Here is a 24,762-nt window from a genome sequence, read left to right on the forward strand (position 1 = left end):
GCACGATCGCCTGATGACTCTCCCCCCACTCCGCAGGCCCAGATCGGCTGACCTCACCGCCACCTTCGCCGGCTTCCCGCTGCCGAGTGGGCTCGAACTCCCGCCGTACCGCCGCCGTGAGCTGCTCCTGCTCAGCTATGCCGGCGTCCTGGCCACCGCGGCGTTAGCCGCACTGACGCTCGCCCACGACGGAGCGATCGGCTTCCAGGTCTTCACCTACGGTCTCGGTTTCTTCTCCCTGTGGGCGCTGGGGCACCTCGCCGTCCGCCGGTTCGCGCCCGCCGCGGACCCCGTGCTGCTGCCGGTGGTGGCGGCGCTCAACGGGCTCGGCCTGGTGATGATCTACCGGCTGGACCTGGCGAAGGCCGACGCGGCCCGCCGTGCCGGCCGGGCGATACCGACCGGCGCCGCGCAGACACAGCTGGTGTGGACGCTGCTCGCGATCGCCGTCTTCGTCCTCGTGCTGGCGGTCGTGCGCGACCACCGCAGCCTCGCGCGCTACGCCTACACGGCCGGGCTCGCCGGGCTGGTGTTCCTGGTCCTGCCGATCGCACCCGGCATCGGCGCCACCATCAACGGCGCCCGGCTGTGGCTGCAGGTCGGGCCGTTCTCGTTCCAGCCCAGCGAGGTCTCGAAGATCATCCTTATGATCTTCTTCGCCGCCTACCTGGTGAACAAGCGGGACGTCCTCTCGGTGGCCTCGCGGTCGTTCCTCGGCATGAAGATCCCGCGGGCCCGTGACCTGGGGCCCGTCCTGGTGGCCTGGCTGGCCAGCCTCGGCGTGCTGGTGGTCCAGAAGGACCTCGGGTCGTCGCTGCTGTTCTTCGGGATGTTCCTGGTGATCCTCTATGTGGCCACCCAGCGGGCGTCCTGGGTGGCCATCGGGCTCGCGCTGTTCATGCTCGGCGCCGTCGTGGCGCACAGCCTGTTCGGCCACGTGCAGATCCGGGTCGACGGCTGGCTGCACGCCTTCGACGGAGACAACCCGTCCGACACGTCGTTCCAGCTCGTCCAGGGCCTGTACGGGTTCGCGGCCGGCGGGATCACTGGCACCGGGATCGGCCAGGGCAGCCCGCAGCGGGTGCCGTTCGCGAACACCGACTTCGTCATGGCCAGCCTGGGCGAGGAGCTCGGGCTGACCGGCGTGATGGCGATCCTGCTGCTGTACGCCCTCGTCGCGGCCCGCGGCATCCGGGCTGCGCTCGGCGCCAAGGACCCGTTCGGCAAGCTGCTGGCCACCGGGCTCTCCGCGACCCTGGCGCTGCAGGTGTTCGTCCAGGTCGGCGGCGTGATGCGGCTGATTCCGCTGACAGGGCTGACGCTGCCGTTCGTCTCGTACGGCGGGTCGTCCATCGTCGCCAACGCCGCGATCATCGCGCTGCTGCTGCGGATCAGCGACGCCGCTCGGCGCCTGGACGAACCTGTGCCGGATGCGCCCCTGTTCGACCCGAGCGCGGTCTCCGAAAGCCCCACCCAGGTGGTGAAGACCACATGAACACCCCGGTTCGCAAGGTCGCCCTCGCCTGCATGGTGCTGTTCGCCGCGCTGCTGGTGAACGCCAACTGGATCCAGGTCGGCCAGGTCGACCGGCTCAAGACCGAGCCGACCAACGCACGCCAGATCACCGAGCGCCTCGAGCGGCAGCGCGGCGGGATCATCACCGGCGACACCCAGCTCGCGATCTCCGTACCCGTCGACGACGAGTACAAGTTCCAGCGCCAGTACCCGGCCGGCCAGCTCTATGCCAACGTGACCGGCTACTACACCCTTTTCACCGCGGCGGGTCTAGAACGCTCCGAAGACGTGTTCCTGTCGGGGGACGACGACCGCCTTCTCGCCAGCCGGGTGACCGATCTGTTCACCGGTGAGGAGCGGCGCGGCGGCACCGTCGTGACCACGATCGTGCCCCGCATCCAGCAGGTGGCGGCCGAGGCGCTCGGGGACCGCACCGGTGCCGTCGTCGCGCTCGACCCGGCGACCGGGGCGATCCTCGCCATGGTCACGAGCCCGACCTACGACCCGAACACCCTGGCCACGCACGACGAGTCAGCCGCGACCGAGGCCTACCAGGCTCTGGCCGGTGCCGGGAGCCAGCCGCTGCTGAACCGCCCGGCGCAGCAGACCTATCCGCCTGGCTCGACGTTCAAGCTGATCACCGCGGCGGCCGCGCTGGCCGCCGGGTACGAGCCGGGGACCCGGGTCCCCGCGCCCGACGAACTCACACTCCCGCAGAGCACCACAGTGCTACCCAACTTCGACGGGGAAACCTGTGGGGACGGCAGGACGGATACTCTGATCCACGCACTGACCATATCCTGCAACACCGCATTCGCCGAGCTGGGAATAGAGCTGGGAGGCGACGTTCTGCGGAACCAGGCGGAGGCTTTCGGCTTCGACTCGACGATCGAGGACTTCCCGCTCCAGCAGGCCCGCAGCATCTTCCCGGACGGCCTCGACGGAGCTCAGACGGCGCAGTCGGCAATCGGCCAGTTCAACGTCCGGGCGACCCCCTTGCAGATGGCGGAGGTGGCCGCGGCGATCGGCAACGGGGGTGTCCGGATGAAGCCCTATCTCGTCTCCGAGCTGCAGGGCCCGGATCTCAAACGGCTCAGCCGCACCGAGCCGGCCGAACTCGGCCGGCCCGTCACCCCCGAGGTCGCGGCCAAGCTCACGACGATGATGCAGAGCGTCGTGAGCTCCGGCACCGGCCGCAAGGCCCAGATCTCCGGCGTGGACGTCGCCGGGAAGACCGGCACCGCCGAGCACGGGGTCGGCGAGGCGCCGCACGCCTGGTTCGTCGGTTTCGCCCCGGCCAGCTCCCCGCGGGTGGCCGTTGCTGTGATCGTCGAGGACGGAGGCGGCGAACTCGGAACCGGCGGCGCTGTCGCAGCGCCCGTTGCCCAGAAAGTCATGCAGGCCGCATTGGACACGCAACGATGAGCACATCTGCCAACAGCCCGTCGCAGCCGTTCGCCGGCGCGGCCTCCCCCAACACCGTGCTCGACAACCGCTACCGCCTCGACGGCCGGATCGCGACCGGTGGCATGGGCGAGGTCTGGCGCGGGCTCGACCAGACGCTCGGCCGTCCCGTCGCGGTGAAGCTGCTGCGCCCTGAGTACGCCAGCGACGAGTCGTTCCTCGTCCGCTTCCGCGGTGAGGCCCGGCACGCCGCCCGGCTGTCGCACCCCGGCGTCGCCTCCGTCTACGACTACGGCGAGGTCTCCACCGCCGACGACTACCCGACCGCCTACCTGGTGATGGAGCTGGTGGAGGGCGAGCCGCTCTCCGCCGTGCTGCACCGGGAGAAGCGGCTCACCCCCGACCGGATGCTCGACGTCCTCGGGCAGGCCGCCGACGCGCTGCAGGCCGCGCACGCGCTCGGCGTCGTGCACCGGGACGTGAAGCCGGGCAACCTGCTGCTCCGCCACGACGGGGCGGTCAAGGTCACCGACTTCGGGATCGCCCGGGCGGTGGACGCGGCCCCGCTCACCGCGACCGGCATCATGATGGGGACGGCCTACTACGTGTCGCCGGAGCAGGCCTCGGGCCGCCCGGTGACACCGGCGAGTGACGTCTACTCCCTCGGCGTCGTCGCCTACGAGTGCCTGGCCGGGCGGCGCCCGTTCGACGACCGCAACCCGATCGTCGTCGTGATGGCGCACCAGCAGGACAACCCCCCGCCGCTGCCGTCCGACATCCCGTACCAGGTCAGGGCACTCGTCGAGTCCGCCATGGCGAAGGACGCCGGGCGTCGGCCGGGGTCGGCGGGCGCGTTCGCCCGGTCGGCGGCCAGCATCCGGCGCGCGCTGTGGAACGCCGAGGCCGGGCGGTGGAACGGCGCGGACGCCACCACCCGCCATCCCGCGCCGTCGGCGCCACCGAACTTCGGGCCGGGGAACTCCCGGGCCCCGAGCCTCCCCCGGACACCGTCGTGGAACCGGCCGAGCGGCCCTTCCTGGCAGCAGCCGGGTGGCGCGGATCCGGCGGCCGGCGGCGGCGCCGGCCAGGGCATGCCCGCCACCGTGCTACAGCCGTCGCCCGGAGCCGGTCCCGGGCCGGGCCCCGGTCCCGGCAGGCCGGGTGGCCAGGCGGGGCCCTCCGGGCCGGGCCGGTCGGGGCCGGGTTCCGGCGGCCCGCCGGGATCGCGCGGCGGCACCGGGCGGCTGTACAGCCCCGGCGAGTTCGCCGACTACGAGGCCAACTACCAGGGCAACAACGACTTCGGGCCGCGGGGCCAAGGCGGACACGGCGACCCGGCCGGCACCCTTTACCAGCCGTCCCCGCCCAGCTGGTCGGACGAGCCCGGCGACGCGGCGGGCGGGCGCTCGGGACGCCGCCGGCCCGTCCCGGCGAGCGGCGGGCGCCGCCGGCTGCCGCTGCCTGTTCTCATCGCGCTGCTGATCCTCACCGTGCTGGTGGTCGCTGTGATCACCCGTACGTTCGCGGAGAGGGGAGGTTCCGAGAACAACAGTGCAGCCCCAGCCAGTGTGCTGCATCTCACACCCGTGGAAGAAAAGATCGTCGGCGCGGGCGGCGAAGCGACTGGCACCGTGGTGGCCGGCGCGAGACAGCCGACGACGGGTGACAATCTGTGACCGATGTAACGGAGAGATACGACGCTCAGCCGAGGCTCGTCGGCGAGCGGTACGAGCTCGGCGGATGCATCGGCTACGGCGGCATGGCCGAGGTCTACCGGGGCCGCGACATCCGGCTGGGCCGCGAGGTCGCCGTGAAGACGCTGCGCGCCGACCTGGCACGCGACCCGACCTTCCTCGCCCGGTTCCGCCGCGAGGCGCAGTCCTCGGCGTCGCTGAACCATCCCGCGATCGTCTCGGTGTACGACACCGGCGAGGACGTCATCAACGGGACGCAGCTCCCGTACATCGTCATGGAGTTCGTCGAGGGCCAGACCCTGCGGGACATCATCCAGGCCCGGGGCCCCCTCGACGAGCGGTACGCGATGCAGGTCACCGCGGAGGTCTGCGCCGCGCTGGACTACAGCCACCGGATGGGCATCATCCACCGCGACATCAAGCCCGCGAACGTCATGGTCGGGGCGGACGGCGCGGCGAAGGTGATGGACTTCGGCATCGCCCGCGCGACGACAGCGACGTCGTCCACGATGACCGCCACCTCCGCGGTGATCGGCACGGCCCAGTACCTCTCCCCGGAGCAGGCCCGCGGCGCGCGGGTCGACTCCCGCAGCGACGTCTACTCCACCGGCGTGCTGCTCTACGAGCTGCTGACCGGCGAGCCGCCGTTCCGCGGCGACAACCCGGTCGCCGTCGCCTACCAGCACGTCCGCGAGATCCCGCCGCCGCCGTCGAGCCACGACCCGCGGATCTCCCCCGCGGCCGACGCCATCGTGCTCAAGGCCATGGAGAAGGAGCCGGACGACCGCTACGCGACCGCCGGCGAGATGCGTGACGACCTCGAGCGCGCGCTGAGCGGCCAGCGGGTGCACGCGATGATGATGGGCGGCGCCGACGAGACGATGCTCGGCGCGGGAAGCGCGGCGACGGCCGGCACCGCGCTGCTCGGTCGCTCCGGCGGCGGCTACGACAGCCGCTACGACGAGGGCTACGGCGACGACGGCTACAACGACCGCACGCAGATCCGGGGCGAGTCCTACGACCGCTTCGAGCGGACCGGCCCGGTCAACCGCTACGACGACGACGGCCGCTACGACGAGCCCGGGCGCTACGACGAGGCCGGCCGCGGCCGGCCGGACGACGACCGCGACGGCTCACCCCTCCTCAAGTTCGTGCTCGCCGGTCTCGGTGCCGTCCTCGTCTTCGTCGTGGTGGCGCTGTTCGCCACGTCCCTGTTCGGCGGCGGCGACGACGGCGGGGACACGGCCAGCGCGCAGATCACGATCCCGGGCGGCCTCATCGGCAAGCCGTACAACGACGTGATCGAAGCGCTGCAGGGCAAGGGCTGGACGGGCACGCCGGACAAGCAGACACGGGAGGACGACCGACCACCGGACACCGTGCTGGAGATGACGCCGGTCCCGGGCGCGACGATCGACACCGATGCGAGGGTGACCATCATCGTCGCGATCGCGAAGGGCCAGCAGACGGTTCCGTCGACGCTCGTCGGGATGACCGAGCAGGCCGCGACGGAGGCGTTGCGCGCCGCCGGCCTGGAGGCGGTGACGGTGCAGTACTACGACGCCGCCCAGCAGGGGGTGGGCAAGGTCGAGAAGAGCGAGCCCGCGCCCGGCGCCCTCGTCAACGCCGGGGCGACCGTCACGATCTCCGTGGTGAACCAGCAGGTCAACGTGCCGGACGTACGGAACAGGACCGCGGAGGCGGCCGCCGCCGAACTGGCCAGGTTCGGGCTCGAGGTCGCCCAGCAGCCCTCCCAGGACACGTCCCGCCAGCCCGGCTTCGTCTCCGACCAGAGCCCGAACGGCAGCAGTGTCCCCCGCGGTTCCACGGTGACGATCTTCGTCGTGCAGCAGGCCCAGCAGACGCCGACCTCACCGCCCACCACCGGGGGCACCGGGGAGCCCGAGGAGACGACGCCGCCCGAGGAGACGCCGACCGCCCCGCCGACCACGCCGCCGGTGACGACGCCGCCGGCGACGACGTCACCCACGGCCGGCGGGCCGCCGTTCAGCGGTGGGCCGGGCCAGAACGGCGGCTTCCGGAACTGACCCCGGCCGGGTCGGGGCCAGGCCAGGGGTCAGGCCAGAAGCCAGGGGTCAGGCGAAGGCGGCCAGCCGCAGTGTCTCGACCTCCGCCGCGAGCGCGGGGGCGAGGCGGCTGGCGGCCCCGCCGTCGCCGCAGGTCTCCAGCCAGCGGGCGAGCATCAGGTGCCCACCCTGGGTCAGCACCGACTCGGGGTGGAACTGGACGCCTTCCAGCGGCAGCTCGCGGTGGCGCATCGCCATCACCACCCCGCTCTCGGTGCGGGCCGTCACCTCGATCTCGGCGGGCAGCGTGGATTCCTCGACCGCCAGCGAGTGGTAGCGCGTCGCGACGAACGGCGACGGCAGGTCGGCGAGCACCCCGGCGCCGGAGTGGTGGACCACCGACGTCTTGCCGTGCAGCAGCTCCGGCGCCCGGTCGACTGTCGCGCCGTAGGCGACGCCGAGGGCCTGATGCCCCAGGCACACCCCGAACAGCGGCAGCCGGCGGTCGGCGCAGGAGTGCACCATCGGGATGCTGACCCCGGCCGCCTCGGGCGTACCCGGCCCCGGGGACAGGAGCACACCGTCGACGCCGAGACCGTCCAGCTCCGCCGGGTCGATCTCGTCGTTGCGCCGCACCAGGCACTCGGTCTCCAGCTGGCCGAGGTACTGGACCAGGTTGAACACGAACGAGTCGTAGTTGTCGACGACCAGGATCCGCATCAGGCCTCCCGGGGCACGGCACCGGGCGCGGCGCGCCCACGGGTACGGCTTCCATCCTGCCGCACGCTCAGCCGGTGCCCGGCCCGGTGCCGGTGAGCGGGTCCCCACTGTGCGCGGGCAGGAGCAGGTCGGCGTCTGCCACGACGCGGTACCCGAGGCCGTAGGCCGCCACGTAGTCCCGGTACAGCTGYACCCCGGGATCGCCGTCCAGCGCGCCGCGCAGCGCGGTCTGGTCACCGATCGCGCTGATCCGGAAGGGGGGTGAGTAGACCCGGCCCTCGAGCAGCAGCGTGTTGCCGACGCAGCGGACCGCCGTCCGGGGGGTGACCCGGTGGTTCATGATGGCCATGGCCTCGGCGCCACCCGCCCACAGCGCGTTCACCACCGCCTGGACGTCCTGCTGGTGCACGACGAGATCGTTCGGGCCCGGCGAGCGGATGCCGGCGGGCAACGGCCGGCCCCGGGTCTCCCTCGCCGCGTCGTCCAGCTCGACGGTCACCGCCGGGCCGCGTACGGCGGTGAGGCCGACCTGGGCGGCGAGCTCGGCGCGCCGCAGCCGCGGATCGTCCGCGTCCGGCACCGGCACCGGCGCCGGCGCCTCGGGCGTGGGCGCGGGCGCGGGCGGCGAAGGTGTCGGCGACGCGGACGCGGAGGGAGCCGGCCGGGCGGGGGATGCCGCCCCGCCGGGTCCCAGTGCCGCCCGCTCGCTGCGGACCCGCTCCGTCTCGGCGCTCAGCCGGCGGCGGTCCTCGGCGACGAAGCCGGCGACGCTCGCGACACCCGACCCGCCGGCACGGCCTGCCGCGGGTGTGGTCGCGACCGCACTGCAGAGGAGGGCGACCAGCACGGCGAACATCGCGGCCGCGGCCAGCCGCCAGGCACCCGGCCGGCCGGCACGCTGATGCGTCCGGCGGTCAGTGATGTCGTTCGTGGCGCCTCGGGCCCTTCCCATGTCGCGCCGTCCTCCGGCGGGCGGCGGTCGCGGTCGGCCACTGTCCGCAGCCGTGGTTGCCACCGCCGCAGGCTACGCCGCGGACCACAGCCCACATACGGCCGGCTCCGGTCGGCGTGCCGGGTACGCGCCAGGACGCGGGGACACCGGGACACCTCAGTCGGCGCCCATACGGCTTCCAGACGGTCACCCTGTCTACCCTGGTGACGAACGTCGCGATGACGTCGGCCCGGCACCCCGGCCGGCGCACCGTGCGAGCCTGGTCACGAGGAGCCCCCAGTGCCCGAATCCCGACGCCGGAAGTCGAAGAAGCCGGCGGCGACCGCCCCCCAGGGCAGCACCCGCACGCCGAAGCGCAAGCCACCGTCGCCGCCCTGGTTCGGGGCGATGATCCTGGCGTTCTTCCTGATCGGCATTGCCTATCTGCTCGTCTACTACTTCTCCGACGGCGGGGTGCTCGGGATGGAGAGCCTCGGCGGCTGGAACATCCTGGTCGGTTTCGGGTTCGTGGTCGTCGGGCTGGCCGTGTCGACCCAGTGGCGCTGAGCAGTTCAGTAGCGCTGAGCGGTCCGGTGGCGCCTCGGTGACTTCCACCGATGTCATTCATCCACAACCGTTGTCCACAATGTGGATATCCGGCATACGGAACCCTTATGCCCGACGTGCCGACGCTGTTCACGACAGGGCCGGCGCAACGGGCCCCGACCCGTTGCGCCGAGGCCCGTTGCCGATCAGCCGGCGTAGGAGGGCTGAGGGTGGGAGTCGCCACCCTCGGCCCCGATGACGTACATCACCGCGTTGATCAGGGCCAGGTGGGTGAAGGCCTGTGGGAAGTTGCCCAGGTGGCGGCCGTCCGCCGGGTCGATCTCCTCGGCGTAGAGGTCCAGCGGGCTGGCCAGGCTCAGCAGCCGCTCGCACAGCTGCCGGGCCCGGGTGACCTCCCCGATCTCCACGAGCGCCGACACCAGCCAGAACGAGCAGATGAGGAACGCGCCTTCCTCGCCCTCGGCCCCGTCATCGGTCTCGTCGGTCCGGTAGCGCAGGACAAGACCGTCCACGGTCAGCTCGTCGGCGACGGCGAGCACGGTGGCCTTCACCCGGTCGTCGGTCGGGGGCAGGAAGCCCAGCAGCGGCATCAGCAGCACCGAGGCGTCCAGCGCGGTCGACCCGTAGTACTGGGTGAACACGCCGCGGTGGTCGACTCCGTTGGCCAGCACGTCCGCATGGATCTCCTGCGCGATACCGCGCCACCGCTCGGCCGTGGTGTAGTCACCGCGCATCTGCGCCAGCTGCCGGCCGCGGTCGAGCGCCACCCAGCAGAGCATCTTGGACGCCGTGAAGTGCTGGGGTTTGCCGCGGACCTCCCACATCCCCCGGTCGGGCTCCCGCCAGTGCGTCGCCGCGGCCTCGACGAGCCGGACGAGCACCGTCCACAGCCGTTCGGACAGGTAGTCCCGCGAGCGGGTGTGCAGGTAGACCGAGTCGAGGATGACGCCCCACACGTCGTGCTGGCGCTGCTCCGCCGCCGCGTTGCCGACCCGGACGGGGGTGGCACCGTCGTAGCCGGACAGGTGCCCGAGGATCTCCTCGTCGATCCGCGGCTCGCCGCCGACCCGGTACATCACCTGGATGTCGTCGGCGTGCTCGGCGACATCCGCGATGAACGAGAAGAAGTCGTCCGCCTCGTGGTCCAGGCCGAGGGTGTAGAGGCCCCACAGGGCGAACGTCGAGTCGCGGATCCAGCTGTACCGGTAGTCCCAGTTGCGCTCGCCGTGCGGGGTCTCCGGCAGGGACGTCGTCGCGGCGGCGAGCAGCGCGCCGGTCGGTGCGTAGGTCAGGCCCTTCAGCGCGAGGGCGCTGCGCTGGAGGTGCCGGCGCCACGGGTGGTCCGGGAACCTCCCGCGGGACAGCCACTGCCGCCAGAACTCGGTGGTGCTCTCGACCGCCGCGCAGGCGTGGCGGTAGTCGGCGGGCAGCAGCGGGTCCTCCGCCCGCCAGGTCAGCGCGACGAACGCGGTGTCGCCCTCCCGCAGCGTCGTCCGGGCCAGCGCCCGGCGGCCGTCGAAGCCGAGCCGCAGGTCGGTGCGCAGCCGCAGCGAGACACCCGCGGACGGATCGGCGTCCGGGCCGGCGTGGCTGATCACACCGGTGGAGTAGTCGTCGCCTTCGTAACACCACGACTCGGGGCTGCGCCCGTAGTCGAAGTTCGGCTCACAGACGAGGCTCAGGTCGACGTCGCCGTGCTCGCACCGGGCGAGCCGCAGCAGCACGTGGTCGGCGTCCCAGTCGCCGGGGGTGCGCCGGTGCGTCTTGGAACGCCGGTGGGTGCGGTGCCACCGGCCGACGACCAGACAGTCCGTGACGATCAGCCACCCGGTGGGTGTCTGCCACGTGGTCTCCAGGACGTTGGTCCCCGGCAGGTACCGGCGGCCGGCCGGAATGAACGTCCGGTCCGGGCCGAAGCGGAACCCGCCGGCTGACCGGTCGAGCACCGCCCCGAACACGCTCGGCGCGTCGGGGCGGGGCACGCACATCCACTCGACGTTCCCACTTGGCGCTACCAGGCAGTTCGTCTCGCAGTCGGAGAGGAACCCGTACTCGGCGATCGGCGGGAACGGGCTCCCCCCGCCACGTCGCGTCGGTGTGTGCGCCACTGTTCCCCCTCCACCCGCGCCGCGGTGCCGCGGCGCCGTCGTCCGCGACCGGCCGCCTCCTCCCCGCGGATCGGACCACCGGATCGCTACTTTGAGTAAAAGTAAGAACGCGAATGGTAATCACACCCGGAGGGCGCGCAAGCCACCCGGCCGCGCCGTCGGCAAGCCGACACCGGCTGGCGGGGCCCGGGGTCAGCCGGGCGGGCGGGGGGTCCGGTAGTCGACGAACGCCTCCTCGGCGGCCCACGCCGCGTAGCGGTCCGGACCCAGCGCGGCCAGCGCGCCCGCTGTCTGCGAGGCATGCGCCCGCAGTGCCGAGATCTTGCGTTCCAGCAGGGCCCCGGTGGGCCGCAGCCGGGCCGCGAGCACCTCCTCCGCCACGACCGGGCTGTCCTCCTCACCCGCGTCGGCGCCCTCGTTCATCCGCACACCAAGGATCTCCTCCACGTCCCGGCTCTCCGCGGCACGGTCGGCGGTCGCGGCCGCGTACAGCAGGCGGGCGCCGGCCGGGGCCGCCTGCTCGAACGCGGCCGTCGCCCAGGCCGAGACGGCGCGGTGGTCCGGGTGGCCGGTGAAACCGTCCGGTCCGAAGGTCACGACAGCCGCCGGGCTGACGGCGCGTATGACCTCGGCGATCCGATGCACCGGCCCGGCCGGTGGGATCCCGGCGCAGTCVCCGTCGGGCAGGCCGAGCAGAACCTGCTCGCGGACCCCGAGGACGTCCAGCGCCTCGGCCAGTTCGGTCACCCGCAGCTGGCCGAGCGTCGTTCCCGGCGGTGAGCCGGGCGGGACCGGCCCGCCCAGCTCGCCGCGCGTGGCCGTCAGGCAGACGACCCTGGCCCCGAGCCCCGCGGCCACCGCCATCAGCGCTCCGGACAGGTAGGTCTCGTCGTCCGGATGCGCCCAGACCCCGAGCAGTGGCCCCGGCGGGGGCGGCGCCGGGGCCGTCACACCGGCGCGGCGACCGCCGAGAAGGTCGAGAACCAGCGCTCCGGCCAGCCCGGTCGGCCCGGCCAGCCCGGTCGGCCCGCGGCTCATCTCCGGGCCTCGATGACGATGTTGACCATCGTCTCCGCGGCCACCCGGACGGAGCCGAACCCGCCCGCCCGGAGGACCTCGGCGATCCGCGCCGGTCCGGCCATGCCGCCCAGGGCGTCCCGGCCAGGTGCGTCGCCGTCGGTGGCTTGATCACTGTCGGTGGCCGGCTCGGGCTGCGAGAGCGCGTCGGGCAGGCAGACGAGGGTCGATGCCGCGTAGAAGCTCTGCCCGACGACGTCGGTGTTGTCCTCCACCTTGTCCGCCGCGCGCGGCTCCACCAGCATCAGCGTGCCGCCGGGGGCGAGCGCCCGGTAGCACGCCGCGGCGGCGGCGACCGCGTCCCGAACGTGGTGGAAGGAGTCGAAGAAGCAGATGAGGCTGTAGCCGCCGCCGATGTCGCCGGTCACCGGGGCCACCGCGAACGTCGTCCAGTCGGCGACCCCGGCCCGGTGGGCGGCCGTCCGCGCGGCGTGCACCGACTGCGGGTGCGGGTCGACGCCGTGGAAAGTGGACGACGGGAAGGCCTCCGCCATGAGCAGGGTCGACGAGCCATGGCCGCAGCCGACATCGAGCACCTTCACGCCGGAGCGCAGCCGGCCGACGATCCCGTCCAGCGCGGGGAGCCACTCACTGACCAGGCTGGCCCGGTAGAGCGGACCGAAGTAGCGGTGGACGCCGCTGTACAGCCGCGGGTCGTGGCTTCCCCACTCGATGCCACCGCCGGTGCGGAACGTGTCGACCAGCCTGTCCGCGGCGGCGTAGAAACCCATGATCGACTCGTAGCCACCGGCCGAGGCCGCGGGCGAGTTCGGGTCCGCGAGCACCGCGGCCCATTCGGCCGGCAGGTGGAACTGCTCGTTCGCCGGGTCGTAGCGCAGGTTGCCGGCGGCGTACTGGGACGCGAGCCACTCCCGCAGGTAGCGCTCCACCAGGCCGGTCCGCGCCGCGAGCTCCCCACTGGTGACCGGCCCCGCGGCCGCGAGGGCCGCCCACAGGCCGAGCCTGTCGCCGAGCCACCCGAGGGCGCCCACCGTGGCAGTCGCCTGGTCCTGGGCAATCTTGAAGGCGAACCGCTCGACCTCCGCCAGGTCGAAGCCTCCCTGGGCCTCGGCGTTCCCGGCCGGAGCCGCGGGCCCGGCCAGAGTCGTGTCGTCCGCCGTCGTGTCGTCCACTGTGGTCTCGATGGTCTCGGTGGTCATGGCCGCCTCCTGGTGCCGGTGGGCTCCGGAGGGTGTCGCACACCCGTCCGGGATGAGCCCGGTGATGAACACCTCCGAGGCTGCGTGAGCCGGCTTGAATGGGAACTGCACGCCAGATGCACGCGGTTGCACGGCTCTTCCATCGCCGGGAGGGGTCGGCCGGGAGGGGAGGAGCACAGATGACCGACAGCACCATCCCCGACGACCGCACCACTCCGCGGGCGGACGTGGAGGTCGACCTCCTCGGCCCGATGCGGCTGCGCGTCGACGGGTCGGAGGTCGCCGTTCCCGGCGCCCGGCGGCGGGCCCTGCTGGCCACGCTGGCGCTGGCTCAGGCGAGGGTCGTCGGAGTCGGCGCGCTCACCGAGGCCGTCTGGGGCACGGAGCCGCCCACCTCCGCCGGCCCGACACTGCACAGCCACCTCTCGCGTATCAGAGGCCACCTCGGGGCACGGGCCGACCACCTCCTCCGGGACGGCGGCGGTTATCGGCTCGTGCTCACCGGGAACAGCCTCGACGCCGCCCGGGCGGAGGCATCCGCGGCGCGGGCCCGTGCGCTGCGCCCGACCGATCCTGCGGCCGCGGCCGACCAGCTGCGGCTGGCCCTCGGCCTGTGGCGGGGTGACGCCCTGGCGGAGTTCGGCGAGGGTGGCCCGCTCGGTGCCGAGGCCGTCCGGCTGGCCCGGCTACGCCAGACGCTCACCGATGAGCTCCTGGACGCCCGCCTCGGCTGCGAACCCGCGGCGGTGGTGATCGGGGACGCCGTGCACGCCGCGGCCGCCGACCCGTTGCGGGAGGCCGCGCACCTGCTGCTCATCCGCGCACTCGCACTGGACGGGCGGGCCCCCGAAGCACTCTCCACCGCCCGCGACTTCCGCCGCCGGCTCGCCGACGAGACGGGTCTGGCCGCGTCGGCGGCGCTGGCCGATCTCGAACGCGCGGTGGCCCGCGGCGAGCTCGTCCGTGGCGCCCCACCACCCGTCCGGGCTGCTGCCGCGGCACCGCCTTCACAGCCCGCGGAGCGGGGCACGCCCGGCGAGCGAGACCCGCGGGACCCGCGGAGCCCGCGAGTCCGCCTGCCCCGCTCCCCCACACCACTGCTGGGACGCGCCGACGAGCTGGACCGACTCGCCGAGCTGCTGCGCGCCGACCGGTGCGTGACCATCGTCGGGCCCGGCGGCGTGGGCAAGACGCGCCTCATGCTGGACCTCGTGCACCGCGCCGCCCCACTGTGGCCGGACGGGGCCACCCTGGTCGAGCTGGCACCTGTACGGGACGAGGCGACAGTGCCCTTCGCTCTCGCGCAGGCGCTGGAGGTCAGCACCCGAGGTGACCTGCTGCACACCGTGATCGACTTCCTGTCGACCCGCCGGCAGATCCTTGTGATCGACAACTGCGAGCACCTGCTGGACGCCGCCCGCGCCCTGGTGGTCGAACTGCTGCGCTGGGTGCCGCACCTCGCGGTGCTGACCACGAGCCGGGCCCCGCTGGGCGCGGCCGGCGAGTGGGTGTTCCGCCTCGGGCCACTCGCGCTGCCCGCGCCGGGCACCGACCCGGCCGACGCCGCCGACGCGGCCGCCGTCCGGTTGTTCCTCGACCGTGCGCGGCAGGCCCGCGGCGGCACCGAGCTGAGCCGCGCGGCCGTCGGCGACGCCGTGGAGATCTGCCGCGGGCTGGACGGCCTGCCGCTGGCGATCGAGCTGGCGGCGAGCCGGCTGACGGTGCTGCACCCGACCGACCTGCGCGCCCGGATGGACACCGGGCTCGATCTCGGCCGGGGTGGCGGAGGGCCCGCCGACGACCATCGCCACCAGACCCTGCGTGGCACGATCGCCTGGTCCTACCGCCTGCTCGACGCCCGCGCGCAGCGGCTTTTCCGCCATCTGGCCGCGGTCCCGGGTGTCTTCGAGCTGTCGGTCGCCGAGTTCGTCGCCACGGCGATCGCCGACGACGATCCGGTGGCCGCACTGGGGGCCCTCGTCGACACCTCGATGGTGGAGACGGTCCCGTCACCGGTCGACCCAGGCGGCGGCACAGCGTTCCGGATGTTGGACAGCATCCGGGCATACGGGACGGAGGCGGCGCGCGCGGCCGGTGAGCTCGAGGGCGCCCAGGATCTGATCGCCGCCTGGTCCTGCACGTTCAGCCGGGCCGCGGCAGCGGGCCTGACCGGTGGGGACGCGCCGTGGTGGGGCCGGCGCATCCTCGCCGCGCTGCCAGTGCTGCGAGCCAGCCGCGAACGGCTGCTGGAGCGCGGTGACGTGGCAGCCGCGGTACGGATCTGCGTCGACATCGAGGAGTACGCGATCTGGCACGACAACGCCGAGCTGTGGGCCTGGACGCTGGACAGCACCGAGCTTCCCGGAGTCGCCGACCTGCCGGACGCGGCGCAGCTTCTCGCCGCCGCCAGTCACGCGGCGTGGCGGTCGGGCAGCCTGGCACAGGCCGTCGACCTCGCCCGGCGCTCGCTCGCCTGCGCCCAGGACGAGATCGGGGTCAGTGTCGCCCGGTACGCGCTGGGCACCGTCGCGCTCTTCACGGGCGACTACGACGCCTCCGTCGAGAACCTCACCGCCTGCGCCGAGGTGGATTCGTACCGCATCCCGAACCAGCTGGCCGTCGCGGCGCTGGCGGCAGCCTACGGCGGCCGGGGCGCGCTGGCCGAGCAGCTGATCACCCGCGCCGACCGGCTCATGGCCGGCACCGCCATGGCGGTCACCCGGGCGTTCGTCCCCTACGTCCAGGCGGAGATCCACACGCACAGCGACCCCGCCCTGGCCCGTCGGCACGCCGAGCGCGCCCTGCGCGAGGCCCGTTCCAGCGCCATCACCTTCATCGTGGGGATCACGCTGGTCACGCTGGCCTCGTCCGCGACGCGCACCGGCGATCTGGCCACCGCGGCCGCCTGCTACCCGGAGGTGATCCAGCAGTGGCTGCGGACCGGAAGCTGGCCGCAGCAGTGGACCACCCTGCGTAACACGGCCGACCTGCTCGCCAGGCTGGGCCGGGAGGAGGACGCGTTGCTGATGCTGATCGCGGCGGAGGCGGACCCCGACGCCCCCGCGGTGGTGGGAGTCGACGCTGAGCAGCTCGCGGGCCTGGTCACGAGGCTGGACGCCCATCTCGGCGACGCGGTGGCGAGCCGGATCCGGCAGGACGCGGTCCGGTTGGGTCGGGTGGAGGTGGTGGAACGGGCGCTGGCCGCCGTCGCCGCCCTTCGCGCCGCGACCCCGGATGCCGCGGATGCCGCGGGCGCGGGCGCGGCGGCGAGGATCTGACCGTGGCGCCGCAGAAGCTTTCCTGGTCTCCCTCGCTACTGCGGTGCGCCGCGTACGCGGCGGGCGGCGGCGCCCTGCTCGTCGTCGCCGCCGTCGAGAGCCTGGCCTGGCGGGCGGCGTCCCTCGACAACGCGGGACGCCTGCTCGTCGGTCTGGTCGGCCTGGGGCTGGTGGGGCTGGCCGTCCGGGACGCGGCAGGCCGGCCGGCACTGCGGCTGACCGCCGGCGGACTCGACTACGTGGACGGGCTGCGCCGCCGGCACCTGCCATGGGCCGCGGTGCTCGGCGTCCGCTCCGCGGCCCTGACCCACAACCGCCGCCTCGTCCACGTGCGCACCCTGGAGATCGAGACCCTCGACGGGCCGGTACTGCTCAGCCGCCGGCAACTCGGCGCGGATCCGGAGCAGGTGGCGGAGATCATCGAGGAGCAGCGCGTCCGGCTCGGCTGAGAACGGCCGGGCCGGGTCGGGTCGGGTCGGGCGCGGTCAGGCGCCGAGAACCGGCAGGCCGAGGGACGCGGTCTTTGBGAAGGCCACAGCGAAGAACACAGCGATGAGCGCAAGCACGCCCGCCGCCTGTACCGGCGCACGCCGCGCCGGTACATAGGCGTAGATCAGCCCCACCAGCGCACCGGCGGCCAGGCCGCCGATGTGCCCCCAGCGATCGATGTTGTTCAGGGTGAACGTGATCGCGAAGTTGAGCACGATCAGGATCAGGATCTGGGTCGTGTCGGCCCGCATTCGCCGGGCGATCACGTAGAACGCACCGAAGAAGCCGAAGATGGCGGTCGACGCGCCGAGGGAGTACGCATCCAGGCCGTTCACCACGTAGCTCAGCACGTTCCCGCCGACCGCGCCGGCGAGGAAGAGCCCGACGAGCCGCACCCGCCCGATGATCGCCTCGAGCTGGTAACCCAGCACGAACAGGGCATACAGGTTCACCAGGATGTGCAGGTAGTGGCCGTGCAGGAAGGCGGCACTGACGAGGCGGTAGTACTGGCCGTGCAGGGCGACATCCACACCGCTGAGCAGAAAGTCCTGGCTGAACCGGTTGACGTCGTTCGCGTTGCGGCTGAGCCCGGGCAGGTCCTGCAGGACGTAGACGAGAACGCACAGGCCGAGGAGAACCTGGGTGACCAGCCCCTGCCGGCCGGGCCGCCGCCGCGCCCCGAAGCTCGCGCGGTCGCCGGAGCGACGGGCCGGGCCCCGCCGGTCCGAGCCGGCACCGGACTCCTCGGGGCAGTGGAAGCCGACCGCCGCCGGACGCATGCAGTCCGGGCAGATCGGCCGCCCGCACCGCTGGCAGGAGACGTAGGTTTCCCGCTCCGGGTGGCGATAGCAGTGTGGAAGGTGCGGTGGCCCCGCGGACGGCGGGCTCCCGGCCGCCGGTCCGGGCGGGCCGGGCGGGCCGGCGGACGCAGGCCCGCCCGGCTGCCCGGGCCCACCGGACTGGCCGGGCTGCCCCGGCAGAACCGGCTGTTCCGGTTGGCCGGAGAGGACCGGACCGCCCGGTGGGAGGGGTCGGCTCCACTGCCCAGGCTCGTCGGCGCGCGGCGCAGGAGCGCCGCGTTCCGCGTCACCTGCCGGCGGATGCGTCACAGCCGGCCCCGCCGCACCGCAGCACCGCGATCATGACAGGCCGCCACGCACGCCACCCCTGCCCTCATGGTCGTTTCGACGCCTCAGACGGGCCGGGTGTCGATGACGATCTCGTTGATCACCACGTCGGTCAACGGGCGGTCCTGCGCGCCCGTCTGGGCCTTGCCGATCGCGTCCACGACCTCGGTGCCCCGGGCGACCTCACCGAAGATCGTGTGCTTGCGGTTCAGCCAGTCGGTGGCGGCCGTGGTGATGAAGAACTGGGAACCGTTCGTACCCGGACCGGCGTTCGCCATCGCGAGCAGGTACGGGCGGTTGAACTGCAGGTCCGGGTGGAACTCGTCGGCGAACTTGTAGCCGGGACCGCCGCGGCCGTTGCCCAGCGGGTCACCACCCTGGATCATGAAGTTCGGGATCACGCGGTGGAAGATCGTTCCGCTGTACAGCGGAACGCCGGTCTTCTTCTCGCCGGTCTGCGGGTCGGCCCACTCCCGGCTCCCGGTGGCAAGCCCGACGAAGTTCTTGACCGTCTTCGGGGCATGATCGGGAAACAGCCTGACCTCGATGTCGCCCTGAGTCGTGCGCAGCGTCGCGTACAGCTCCTCGGCCATGAGCCTGCCTTCTCTCCGTCTTTTCGGCACGTACCTCTTGTCTCGCCCGATCGTATGCCGGGCCCACGACGGCAGCGGCCACCGCCGATCCCACCGGACGCCCTCGCCGGACAGCATCGGGCATGTGTCGCAAGCGTAGGTGACACGACCCGARGGCCCGTCACGTTGTAACGGCCAACGGACGGGGTACGGGACACTGCACAGATCTTGACGGCGCGTTTCACCCGGGTGGGGCTTCGGGCGCCTGCCGCACGGCACGACTTCACCAGGATCGCGACATCAACGACGCAGTCAGCGAAGGGAAGCCATGAGCACGACACTCAAGGACAGGCTCGCGCACGTCACAGAGGCCGCGCCGGTGAGCGGGATCCCGGGCGCCGCGCGCAACGTGGCTGATCGCGCCGGCGCCGCCGCGACGAAGGCCGCGGTGAAGGCGGGCAGTACCGCCGGATCCGCCGCACACGCGACCCGTGACGCCGGAAGCACACTGGCGCACCGGGTCTCCGACGCCTCCAGCACCGGTGGGAGCGTCGCCAGCAAGGCGGCCAGCCGGGCCGCAGGCAAGGCCTCGGAGGCGTCAGGCCGTACCGCGCGGCGGATCGAGAAGGCACGTTCGAGCGCGGAGATCTCGGCGGAGCGGGCGCGGATGGCGACCGAGCTGCGTCTGGAGAAGACACGCTCGCGCCGCGCCGTCCGCTCGGAGTCGAAGGCCCGGGCGCAGGCCGACCGGGCCCAGGAGCTGCTGGAGAAGCGGCTGGCGAAGGCGGAGCACCGGCTCGCCCGGGTCCACCGTCGGCGGCGGCGCGGGTTCGTCACTCTGCTGCTCGTCGGCAGCGGCGCCGCGGCGGCGGTCGCCGCCCGCCGTTACCTGGCCTCCGCCGATGCCGAGGAGATCACCGCCCAACCCGTCCCGCCGGTCCGGAGCAACATCACCGAGGGCGTCGGGCCGGAGGTGACGTCCGGTATGGAGGAGATGCCCGGCGTGGACGCCATGACCGAGGCTGGCCGGCACACCTGACCGAGCCGACTCTGAGAGCGGCACGGCCCCGGGGGCAGGCCTCGGGGCCGGGCCAAGGCCAGCCAGCCAGGCCAGGCCAGGCCAGGCCAGGCCACGGATCGGATCACGTCGTCATCAGGTCAGGTCACCGTGTAGTGCCCGGGCGCGCCGGCCGGCACGGCCGGGTGGGACGGTGCCACCGGGGCGACCCGCCGATACGGCGCTCCCAGCGGGGGCCGCGGGTCAGCGTCGCCCTGGTTCGGCCAGAACGCCATGGCCCGCTCGGCCATCGCTGTGATGGTCAGGGACGGGTTGACCCCCAGGTTCGCCGGCACCGCCGCGCCGTCGACGACATGCAGACCCGGATGACCGAACACCCGGTGATAGGGATCTATCACTCCACGCGACGGATCTTCGGACAGCGCCGCCCCACCGAGAATGTGCGCGGTGATCGGGACGTTCGCCAGTTCCGTGATCACCCCACCGGCGTGACCCCCCATCCGTTCGGCGACCAGCCGCGCCGCCTGGTTGCCCTCGGGAATCCAGGTCGGGCTCGGCTCACCGTGGCCGGCCCGGCTGGTCAGCCAGGAGGTCCCGAACGGGCCCCGACGCCGACGGACCGTCAGCGAGTTGTCCCGTGACTGCATCACCAGAGCGATCATGGTCCGCTCCGACCAGCGCCACGGCACCCCCAGCAGGGCGAGGTACGGACGTCGCGCCACCGTTCTCAGGAAGGCCACCCAACGAGGCAGCCGGCCACCGCCGTCCGTCATCGCGCTCGACAGCAGCGCCATGAGATTGCTGCCACGGCCATAACGGACGGGCTCCACATGCGTGTGGTCGTTCGGGTAGAACGACGACGTGATCGCCACTCCGCGGGCGATGCGGCCGTCCGGCAGCGGCCGGGTCGCACCGAGGATGGCCTCGGAGTTCGTCCTGGTCAGGTGGCCCAGGCGCGGCGACAGATCCGGCAGCTGACCGCCGTCCCGCATCGCCAGCAGCAGGCGCTGCGTACCCAGGGCACCCGCGGCGAACACGACCTGCCGCGCCGTCCAGTGGCCCGCGCCGCGGTCACCCGGACGTCGGGCGCCGGTACGTACTGTCTGGATCTCGTAGCCGCCGCGGCCGTCGGGCCGGACCCCTCGCACGGTGGTGTCCGGCACCACCCGGGCACCGCGCTGTTCGGCCAGGTAGAGGTAGTTGCGGTCGAGGGTGTTCTTGGCGCCGCGGCGGCAGCCGGTCATGCACTCGCCGCACTCCACGCAGCCGGTGCGGCTGGGCCCGGCCCCGCCGAAGTACGGGTCCGGCACAGTGACCCCGGGTTCACGCCGGCCTTCGCGGCCGAAGAAGACACCGACGTCGGTCAGGCGGAAGGTGTCGCCGACGCCCATGTCGTGCGCGACTGCCTGGAAGACCTCGTCGGCCATGGACATCGACGGGTTCCGGGTGGCGCCCAGCATGCGCTCGGCCTGGTCGTAGTACGGCGCCAGCTCGGCTCGCCAGTCCGTGACACCGGCCCACTGCGGATCCGTGTAGAAGGCGTCCAGCGGACGGTACAGCGTGTTCGCGTACACCATGGACCCACCGCCGACGGCCGCGCCGGACAGGACGAGCACCCGCCCCAGCAGCGTGATCCGCTGGATGCCGTGGCAGCCGAGGCGGGGCAGCCACAGGTACCGGCGGACGTCCCAGCTCGTCTTCGGCAGCGTCGCCGGGCTGAACCGGCGACCGGCCTCGATCACCGTGACCCGGTAGCCCTTCTCCGACAGGCGCAGCGCGGCGACGCTCCCYCCGAATCCGCTCCCGACCACGAGGACATCGCAGTCGTTCCCGGCGGCCGTGCTTCCGGAGGTGGGCTCCGTCCCGGATGTCGTCTCGCCCCGGGCTCCGGTGTCGACTCCGTTGCCGGTGGCCGCCCAGGCCCGTTCGGTGTCGTCGCCGCCCATGGAACCCATCATGCCGCTGCACACGGAGTGTCGCCGAGAGCCGGGCGGAAGGCCAAGGCAGGGCCGGGTACGGCGGCGGGCTCACGCGCCCGCTGTCGGCTCCACCTCCGGTGCTTCGGTGTCCGTGCCCTGCCCCACGCTGGCTGTCGGCACCGCCGCCACGGCCGTGTCCGCGTCCGCGGTGATCTCCGTCACCTTGACCCTCGCGGCCTGGAGCCGCACCTCCTCAAGATCACGCGCTTCCTGCCTGTCCTTCGCCTCCTGTTTCTCCCTGGCCTCCTGGGCACCCGCCGCCGCAGCAGCAGCGATGGCGGCCAGGTCGGGAGGAGGCGGAGGCGGCGGCAGATCTGCCGAAACCGTCGGCCCCGTCGGGAGTTCCGGCTCGGGCCCAGGAACAGCGGGCCCAGCCAGCTCGGGCTCGGGCTCCGGCTCGGGGAGGGCAGTCTTCGCAGGCCCGGGTTTCGAGACGGCGGATTTCGGCGGTGTCGGTGGTGTGCTGGCGCCCTGCGCCGGGGGCCCGGGCGGCTCCTGGCCGCCCGGCGGTGACGTAACCGAGGGCGCGGCCTGTTTCCTGGTCGCCGCAGTGGTCACCGATGTCACCGGGCCGAGCGGGCTGTCCGACGGTCGGGGGCCTGGCCGGGCCGGCCGGTCCGGCATGGCCTGCCAGCCCAGGCATGAACGGCAACTGCACTGGGTGACACCACGCGGCAGCCGGTCCATGCGCCAGCGGATGTTGTCCACAACCCCGTCCCCGTTGACCCACACCCCGGTCGCGACGAAGTTGACCAGGTGGGTGGCCAGCTCGACCGGAGCCCAGGTGCCGTCGGAGAGCACGTCGAAGACCTGCTGGCGCAGCGCGGCGAAATCCTCGGCTGGCCCGCGAAGCAGGTTGGCAAGCGTGTCGATCACCTGCCCGGTGGCTGTCCACAGCTCCGCGGTCTCCGGATCGAGCTCCGGCTCCGGCTCGGGCGCCGGAGTCGGTTGCGCAGCTTCCTGCGCCGGAGGCGGGCTGTCCGAGCCGACGGCGGCGTCCGGCGGAACCGCGGGTGACGGGTCCGGAGGCCGCGGGTTCTCGGCGGCCTGGTGGTTCGGCGTTGCATCCTCCCCCGCGAACCGCGGACCCGGTGTCCGCAGTGCCGTCGGCTCACCGACCGGCGCGGTCCCGCCCGATGTACCCGGGGCGGGGACTCCTCCGGCCGGGTCCTGCACGGCGAAGATCCCCTCGACGGCGATGCCCTCGACGAACCCACCGCGGGACGGCGCGGCCTCGGCTGGTGCGCTCGCCGTTGGCGCCGCGACCGAGGCCGTGGCCGCCAGCAGCGCGCCCGCGACTGGTGCGCCGCTCGCCGCAGACCCGCCGACCGAGATCCCTCCGGCCACGGTCGGCCCCGCGAGGGACACATCGGAGGCGACCGCCTGCAGGTGTGGGCCGGAGTTCCCGTGGCCCCCGCCGACCCCCGCCGGGCCGGCGGTGCCGACCACCGGGCCGAAGGGGACGTAGGGCGTCTCGCCCACAGCCATCGCGCGCTCGCCGTAGCCGACTTCGGGGCCGGCCTCGGAGGAGGCGCCGGGTACGGCGGGCCGGGAGTCGGCGGGGTTCGGCGACGTCGGCACCGCACGCATGTCCGTGTCAGCTGGCGGCGGGAGTGTGCGCGGCTTGCGACGGATCCGAATGATGCCGCGACCGCCCGCGCCGTAGGTCGGGCGCTTGCGGCGGCGGATGAGCGCCGGCCGTTCCAGCGATGCCGCGGTGAAGCAGCCATCGCCGGGGCCCGCCGGGGCCGCCGGGTCCGTCTGCTCGCCCGCCTCGGGAACGGCGGACTCGGCGCCACGGCCCGCGGCCGGGACGGCGGCGATGCCACGTGGGTCCCCGCCCTGCGGCGCGGCGGCTGTGATCGCCGTACAGGCGGCGGCCGCCGCGCCCACAACGCTGCCGTCGGGCTGCCCGCCCTGCTCGGTACCCGACCCGGCGAGCCGGTAGCCGCCTGTGCGCGCCACGGCCTCCGGCACGCTCAGCAGATAGCGCGCCGATCGGCCCGCCGCCGGGCGGTGGATCGTCACGAGCCAGCCGTTGGCGCGCAGCGCCGACAGCTGCCGCTGGGCGTGGGTGCGGCTGTAGTTGGTCTGCTCACAGAGCAGCGCCAGGCCGGGAGAGGTTATGTAGGAGCCGGCCGGCGCGGGGAGCGCCGCGGCCTCACTGTGCGTGCAGATCGTGAACGCGACGAGCTTCATCGCGGGAGTCACGCCCGACTTGGCGTTGAGGAGGGCGTCGTGCCAGTCCGCCATGCTCGCGACCGGCACTCCTCGGTCGGGAGTGCTGACCATCACTAGCGCGCCGGGAATGACTAACTGGGTCATGGTGTCGGAAGCCACGTTCCTCCTCCCTCAAGTGGCCTGATGCTCCCGGTCTCCGGAACTGCGGCCGGGCCTGCTTCGCCGCTCGCGACCGCCCGGTCACGGAGAAGCCGGCGGCGGCTGACGGTTCCAAGGTCTTTGCTACCAGTCTGGAGACCGTCCGGTGATGCTGAGATCACGTTTCTGTGCGGTCTCGTAGTTGTCCGATCGGTTCTTCCGGCGATTGGCCGGGGGTTGTGGGCATGCGGCCGGCACGCAAGACCATCATCCGGGAGCGGCGCTCGTCGAATGCACCTTTGTCATCCGTGACCGGCCGGGGCTACTCGCCGGACCCCGGGGTCGAAGGAACAAGGATACGCGGGCCTTCGTCCGGTCCCGCACGCTACTCCGCCCCGCCCCGGGACACGCCGGACGTGACCGGCGTCCGCCCACGCGGAGAACACAACCTCCTCATCAGCGACGGGTAGCTGCCGGGTCACCTGCGGCGCCGAAGGTCACCGGCGGTGTTCCACCGCAGGCTGCACAGTGCACACCCGATACCGCAGAGCACACGAAGAGCACACGGCCATCGCCGCCACAATCGCCGCGGACGTCGTGCCGTTCAGCCGGAGAGGCCCTTCCGGCGACACCCCCGACACGTCGCACACGGTGCACAGAGTTCACACGGAGCACACATCGCGCGGTGTGGACTCACCTTCACGGCACACGACGGACGTCCGAACACGTCCGATCCGAACACGTCCGATTCGAGGGAGTTTTCTCCACTACGCGGGC

General features: G+C 73.0%; 17 protein-coding genes. 8 read left to right on the forward strand and 9 right to left on the reverse strand.

All coding sequences use genetic code 11. The features are described from left to right. Positions 1–13: 13 nt before the first annotated feature. The 4 genes from CC117_RS31025 to pknB are packed head-to-tail and all read left to right on the forward strand — an operon-like array spanning position 14 to position 6,661. Complete coding sequence (locus tag CC117_RS31025) at positions 14–1,495, forward strand: FtsW/RodA/SpoVE family cell cycle protein (protein WP_071091004.1); 1,482 nt, start codon at positions 14–16, stop codon at positions 1,493–1,495. After that, entirely contained in the window at positions 1,492–2,940 is a 1,449-nt protein-coding gene (locus CC117_RS31030; protein ID WP_071091007.1) for a peptidoglycan D,D-transpeptidase FtsI family protein, read from the forward strand. Before CC117_RS31025 ends, CC117_RS31030 begins: the two co-directional genes overlap by 4 nt. Beyond that, positions 2,937–4,595, forward strand: coding sequence for a serine/threonine-protein kinase (locus CC117_RS31035; RefSeq protein ID WP_071091010.1), 1,659 nt, complete (start codon positions 2,937–2,939; stop codon positions 4,593–4,595). Before CC117_RS31030 ends, CC117_RS31035 begins: the two co-directional genes overlap by 4 nt. Continuing rightward, positions 4,592–6,661: a Stk1 family PASTA domain-containing Ser/Thr kinase gene (gene pknB / locus CC117_RS31040; protein WP_071091012.1), complete on the forward strand. Its 2,070-nt coding sequence runs from the start codon at positions 4,592–4,594 to the stop codon at positions 6,659–6,661. The genes CC117_RS31035 and pknB overlap by 4 nt, the downstream gene beginning before the upstream one ends. Positions 6,662–6,709: 48 nt before the next feature. On the opposite strand, the gene CC117_RS31045 is transcribed toward pknB, so the two are convergent. Continuing rightward, entirely contained in the window at positions 6,710–7,360 is a 651-nt protein-coding gene (locus CC117_RS31045) for an aminodeoxychorismate/anthranilate synthase component II (protein WP_071091015.1), read from the reverse strand. Positions 7,361–7,427: 67 nt separating this feature from the next. After that, a complete protein-coding gene (locus CC117_RS31050; protein ID WP_071091018.1) occupies positions 7,428–8,312 on the reverse strand; it encodes a DUF881 domain-containing protein in 885 nt (294 codons plus the stop codon). Positions 8,313–8,591: 279 nt separating this feature from the next. Between CC117_RS31050 and CC117_RS31055 the strand changes: the two genes are divergently transcribed. Further along, complete coding sequence (locus tag CC117_RS31055; RefSeq protein WP_018636595.1) at positions 8,592–8,858, forward strand: cell division protein CrgA; 267 nt, start codon at positions 8,592–8,594, stop codon at positions 8,856–8,858. 185 nt (positions 8,859–9,043) lie between these two features. Here CC117_RS31055 and CC117_RS31060 read toward each other — a convergent pair whose 3' ends face one another. The 3 genes from CC117_RS31060 to CC117_RS31070 all read right to left on the reverse strand — a co-directional run bounded on the left by CC117_RS31060 (position 9,044) and on the right by CC117_RS31070 (position 13,203). Continuing rightward, complete coding sequence (locus tag CC117_RS31060) at positions 9,044–11,050, reverse strand: glycoside hydrolase family 15 protein (RefSeq protein ID WP_407673617.1); 2,007 nt, start codon at positions 11,048–11,050, stop codon at positions 9,044–9,046. 108 nt (positions 11,051–11,158) lie between these two features. Further along, the gene (locus tag CC117_RS39990) at positions 11,159–12,004 is read right to left on the reverse strand and encodes a PIG-L deacetylase family protein (protein ID WP_084133050.1); all 846 of its coding nucleotides are present in this window, start codon (positions 12,002–12,004) and stop codon (positions 11,159–11,161) included. Then, positions 12,001–13,203, reverse strand: coding sequence for a class I SAM-dependent methyltransferase (locus CC117_RS31070; RefSeq protein WP_241830579.1), 1,203 nt, complete (start codon positions 13,201–13,203; stop codon positions 12,001–12,003). Before CC117_RS31070 ends, CC117_RS39990 begins: the two co-directional genes overlap by 4 nt. Before the next feature lie 179 nt (positions 13,204–13,382). Between CC117_RS31070 and CC117_RS31075 the strand changes: the two genes are divergently transcribed. Both CC117_RS31075 and CC117_RS31080 read left to right on the forward strand, forming a co-directional pair. Beyond that, entirely contained in the window at positions 13,383–16,481 is a 3,099-nt protein-coding gene (locus tag CC117_RS31075) for an ATP-binding protein (protein WP_071091025.1), read from the forward strand. 2 nt (positions 16,482–16,483) lie between these two features. Continuing rightward, positions 16,484–16,930 carry a PH domain-containing protein gene (locus tag CC117_RS31080; RefSeq protein WP_071091028.1) on the forward strand — a complete coding sequence of 149 codons (447 nt, stop codon included), beginning with the start codon at positions 16,484–16,486 and terminating at the stop codon, positions 16,928–16,930. 36 nt (positions 16,931–16,966) lie between these two features. Here CC117_RS31080 and CC117_RS31085 read toward each other — a convergent pair whose 3' ends face one another. Further along, entirely contained in the window at positions 16,967–17,749 is a 783-nt protein-coding gene (locus tag CC117_RS31085) for a rhomboid family intramembrane serine protease (protein WP_071091031.1), read from the reverse strand. Between the two features lie 413 nt (positions 17,750–18,162). Then, entirely contained in the window at positions 18,163–18,690 is a 528-nt protein-coding gene (locus tag CC117_RS31090) for a peptidylprolyl isomerase (protein WP_018636603.1), read from the reverse strand. 307 nt (positions 18,691–18,997) lie between these two features. Here CC117_RS31090 and CC117_RS31095 point away from each other — a divergent pair, with 307 nt between their 5' ends. Further along, positions 18,998–19,708 (forward strand): hypothetical protein, encoded by a 711-nt coding sequence (locus CC117_RS31095; protein ID WP_071091034.1) that lies wholly within the window; start codon positions 18,998–19,000, stop codon positions 19,706–19,708. Between the two features lie 119 nt (positions 19,709–19,827). On the opposite strand, the gene CC117_RS31100 is transcribed toward CC117_RS31095, so the two are convergent. Together CC117_RS31100 and CC117_RS37695 are read right to left on the reverse strand one after the other, a co-directional pair. Next, entirely contained in the window at positions 19,828–21,633 is a 1,806-nt protein-coding gene (locus CC117_RS31100) for a GMC oxidoreductase (RefSeq protein WP_084133052.1), read from the reverse strand. A gap of 81 nt (positions 21,634–21,714) precedes the next feature. After that, positions 21,715–23,991, reverse strand: a complete 2,277-nt coding sequence (locus CC117_RS37695; protein ID WP_157905481.1) for a helix-turn-helix domain-containing protein — start codon at positions 23,989–23,991, stop codon at positions 21,715–21,717. Positions 23,992–24,762: the final 771 nt, after the last annotated feature.

The sequence above is a fragment of the Parafrankia colletiae genome, assembly GCF_001854655.1.
Lineage (GTDB): Bacteria > Actinomycetota > Actinomycetes > Frankiales > Frankiaceae > Parafrankia > Parafrankia colletiae.

Excerpts from the sequence above, each read along its gene's own strand:
- CC117_RS31095 (WP_071091034.1), top strand. The coding sequence starts at position 18,998 with ATGAGCACGACACTCAAGGACAGGCTCGCGCACGTCACAGAGGCCGCG.
- CC117_RS31070 (WP_241830579.1), bottom strand. The coding sequence starts at position 13,203 with ATGACCACCGAGACCATCGAGACCACAGTGGACGACACGACGGCGGAC.
- CC117_RS31045 (WP_071091015.1), bottom strand. The coding sequence starts at position 7,360 with ATGCGGATCCTGGTCGTCGACAACTACGACTCGTTCGTGTTCAACCTG.
- CC117_RS31035 (WP_071091010.1), top strand. The coding sequence starts at position 2,937 with ATGAGCACATCTGCCAACAGCCCGTCGCAGCCGTTCGCCGGCGCGGCC.
- CC117_RS31025 (WP_071091004.1), top strand. The coding sequence starts at position 14 with ATGACTCTCCCCCCACTCCGCAGGCCCAGATCGGCTGACCTCACCGCC.
- CC117_RS31075 (WP_071091025.1), top strand. The coding sequence starts at position 13,383 with ATGACCGACAGCACCATCCCCGACGACCGCACCACTCCGCGGGCGGAC.
- CC117_RS31090 (WP_018636603.1), bottom strand. The coding sequence starts at position 18,690 with ATGGCCGAGGAGCTGTACGCGACGCTGCGCACGACTCAGGGCGACATC.
- CC117_RS37695 (WP_157905481.1), bottom strand. The coding sequence starts at position 23,991 with ATGACCCAGTTAGTCATTCCCGGCGCGCTAGTGATGGTCAGCACTCCC.
- CC117_RS31030 (WP_071091007.1), top strand. The coding sequence starts at position 1,492 with ATGAACACCCCGGTTCGCAAGGTCGCCCTCGCCTGCATGGTGCTGTTC.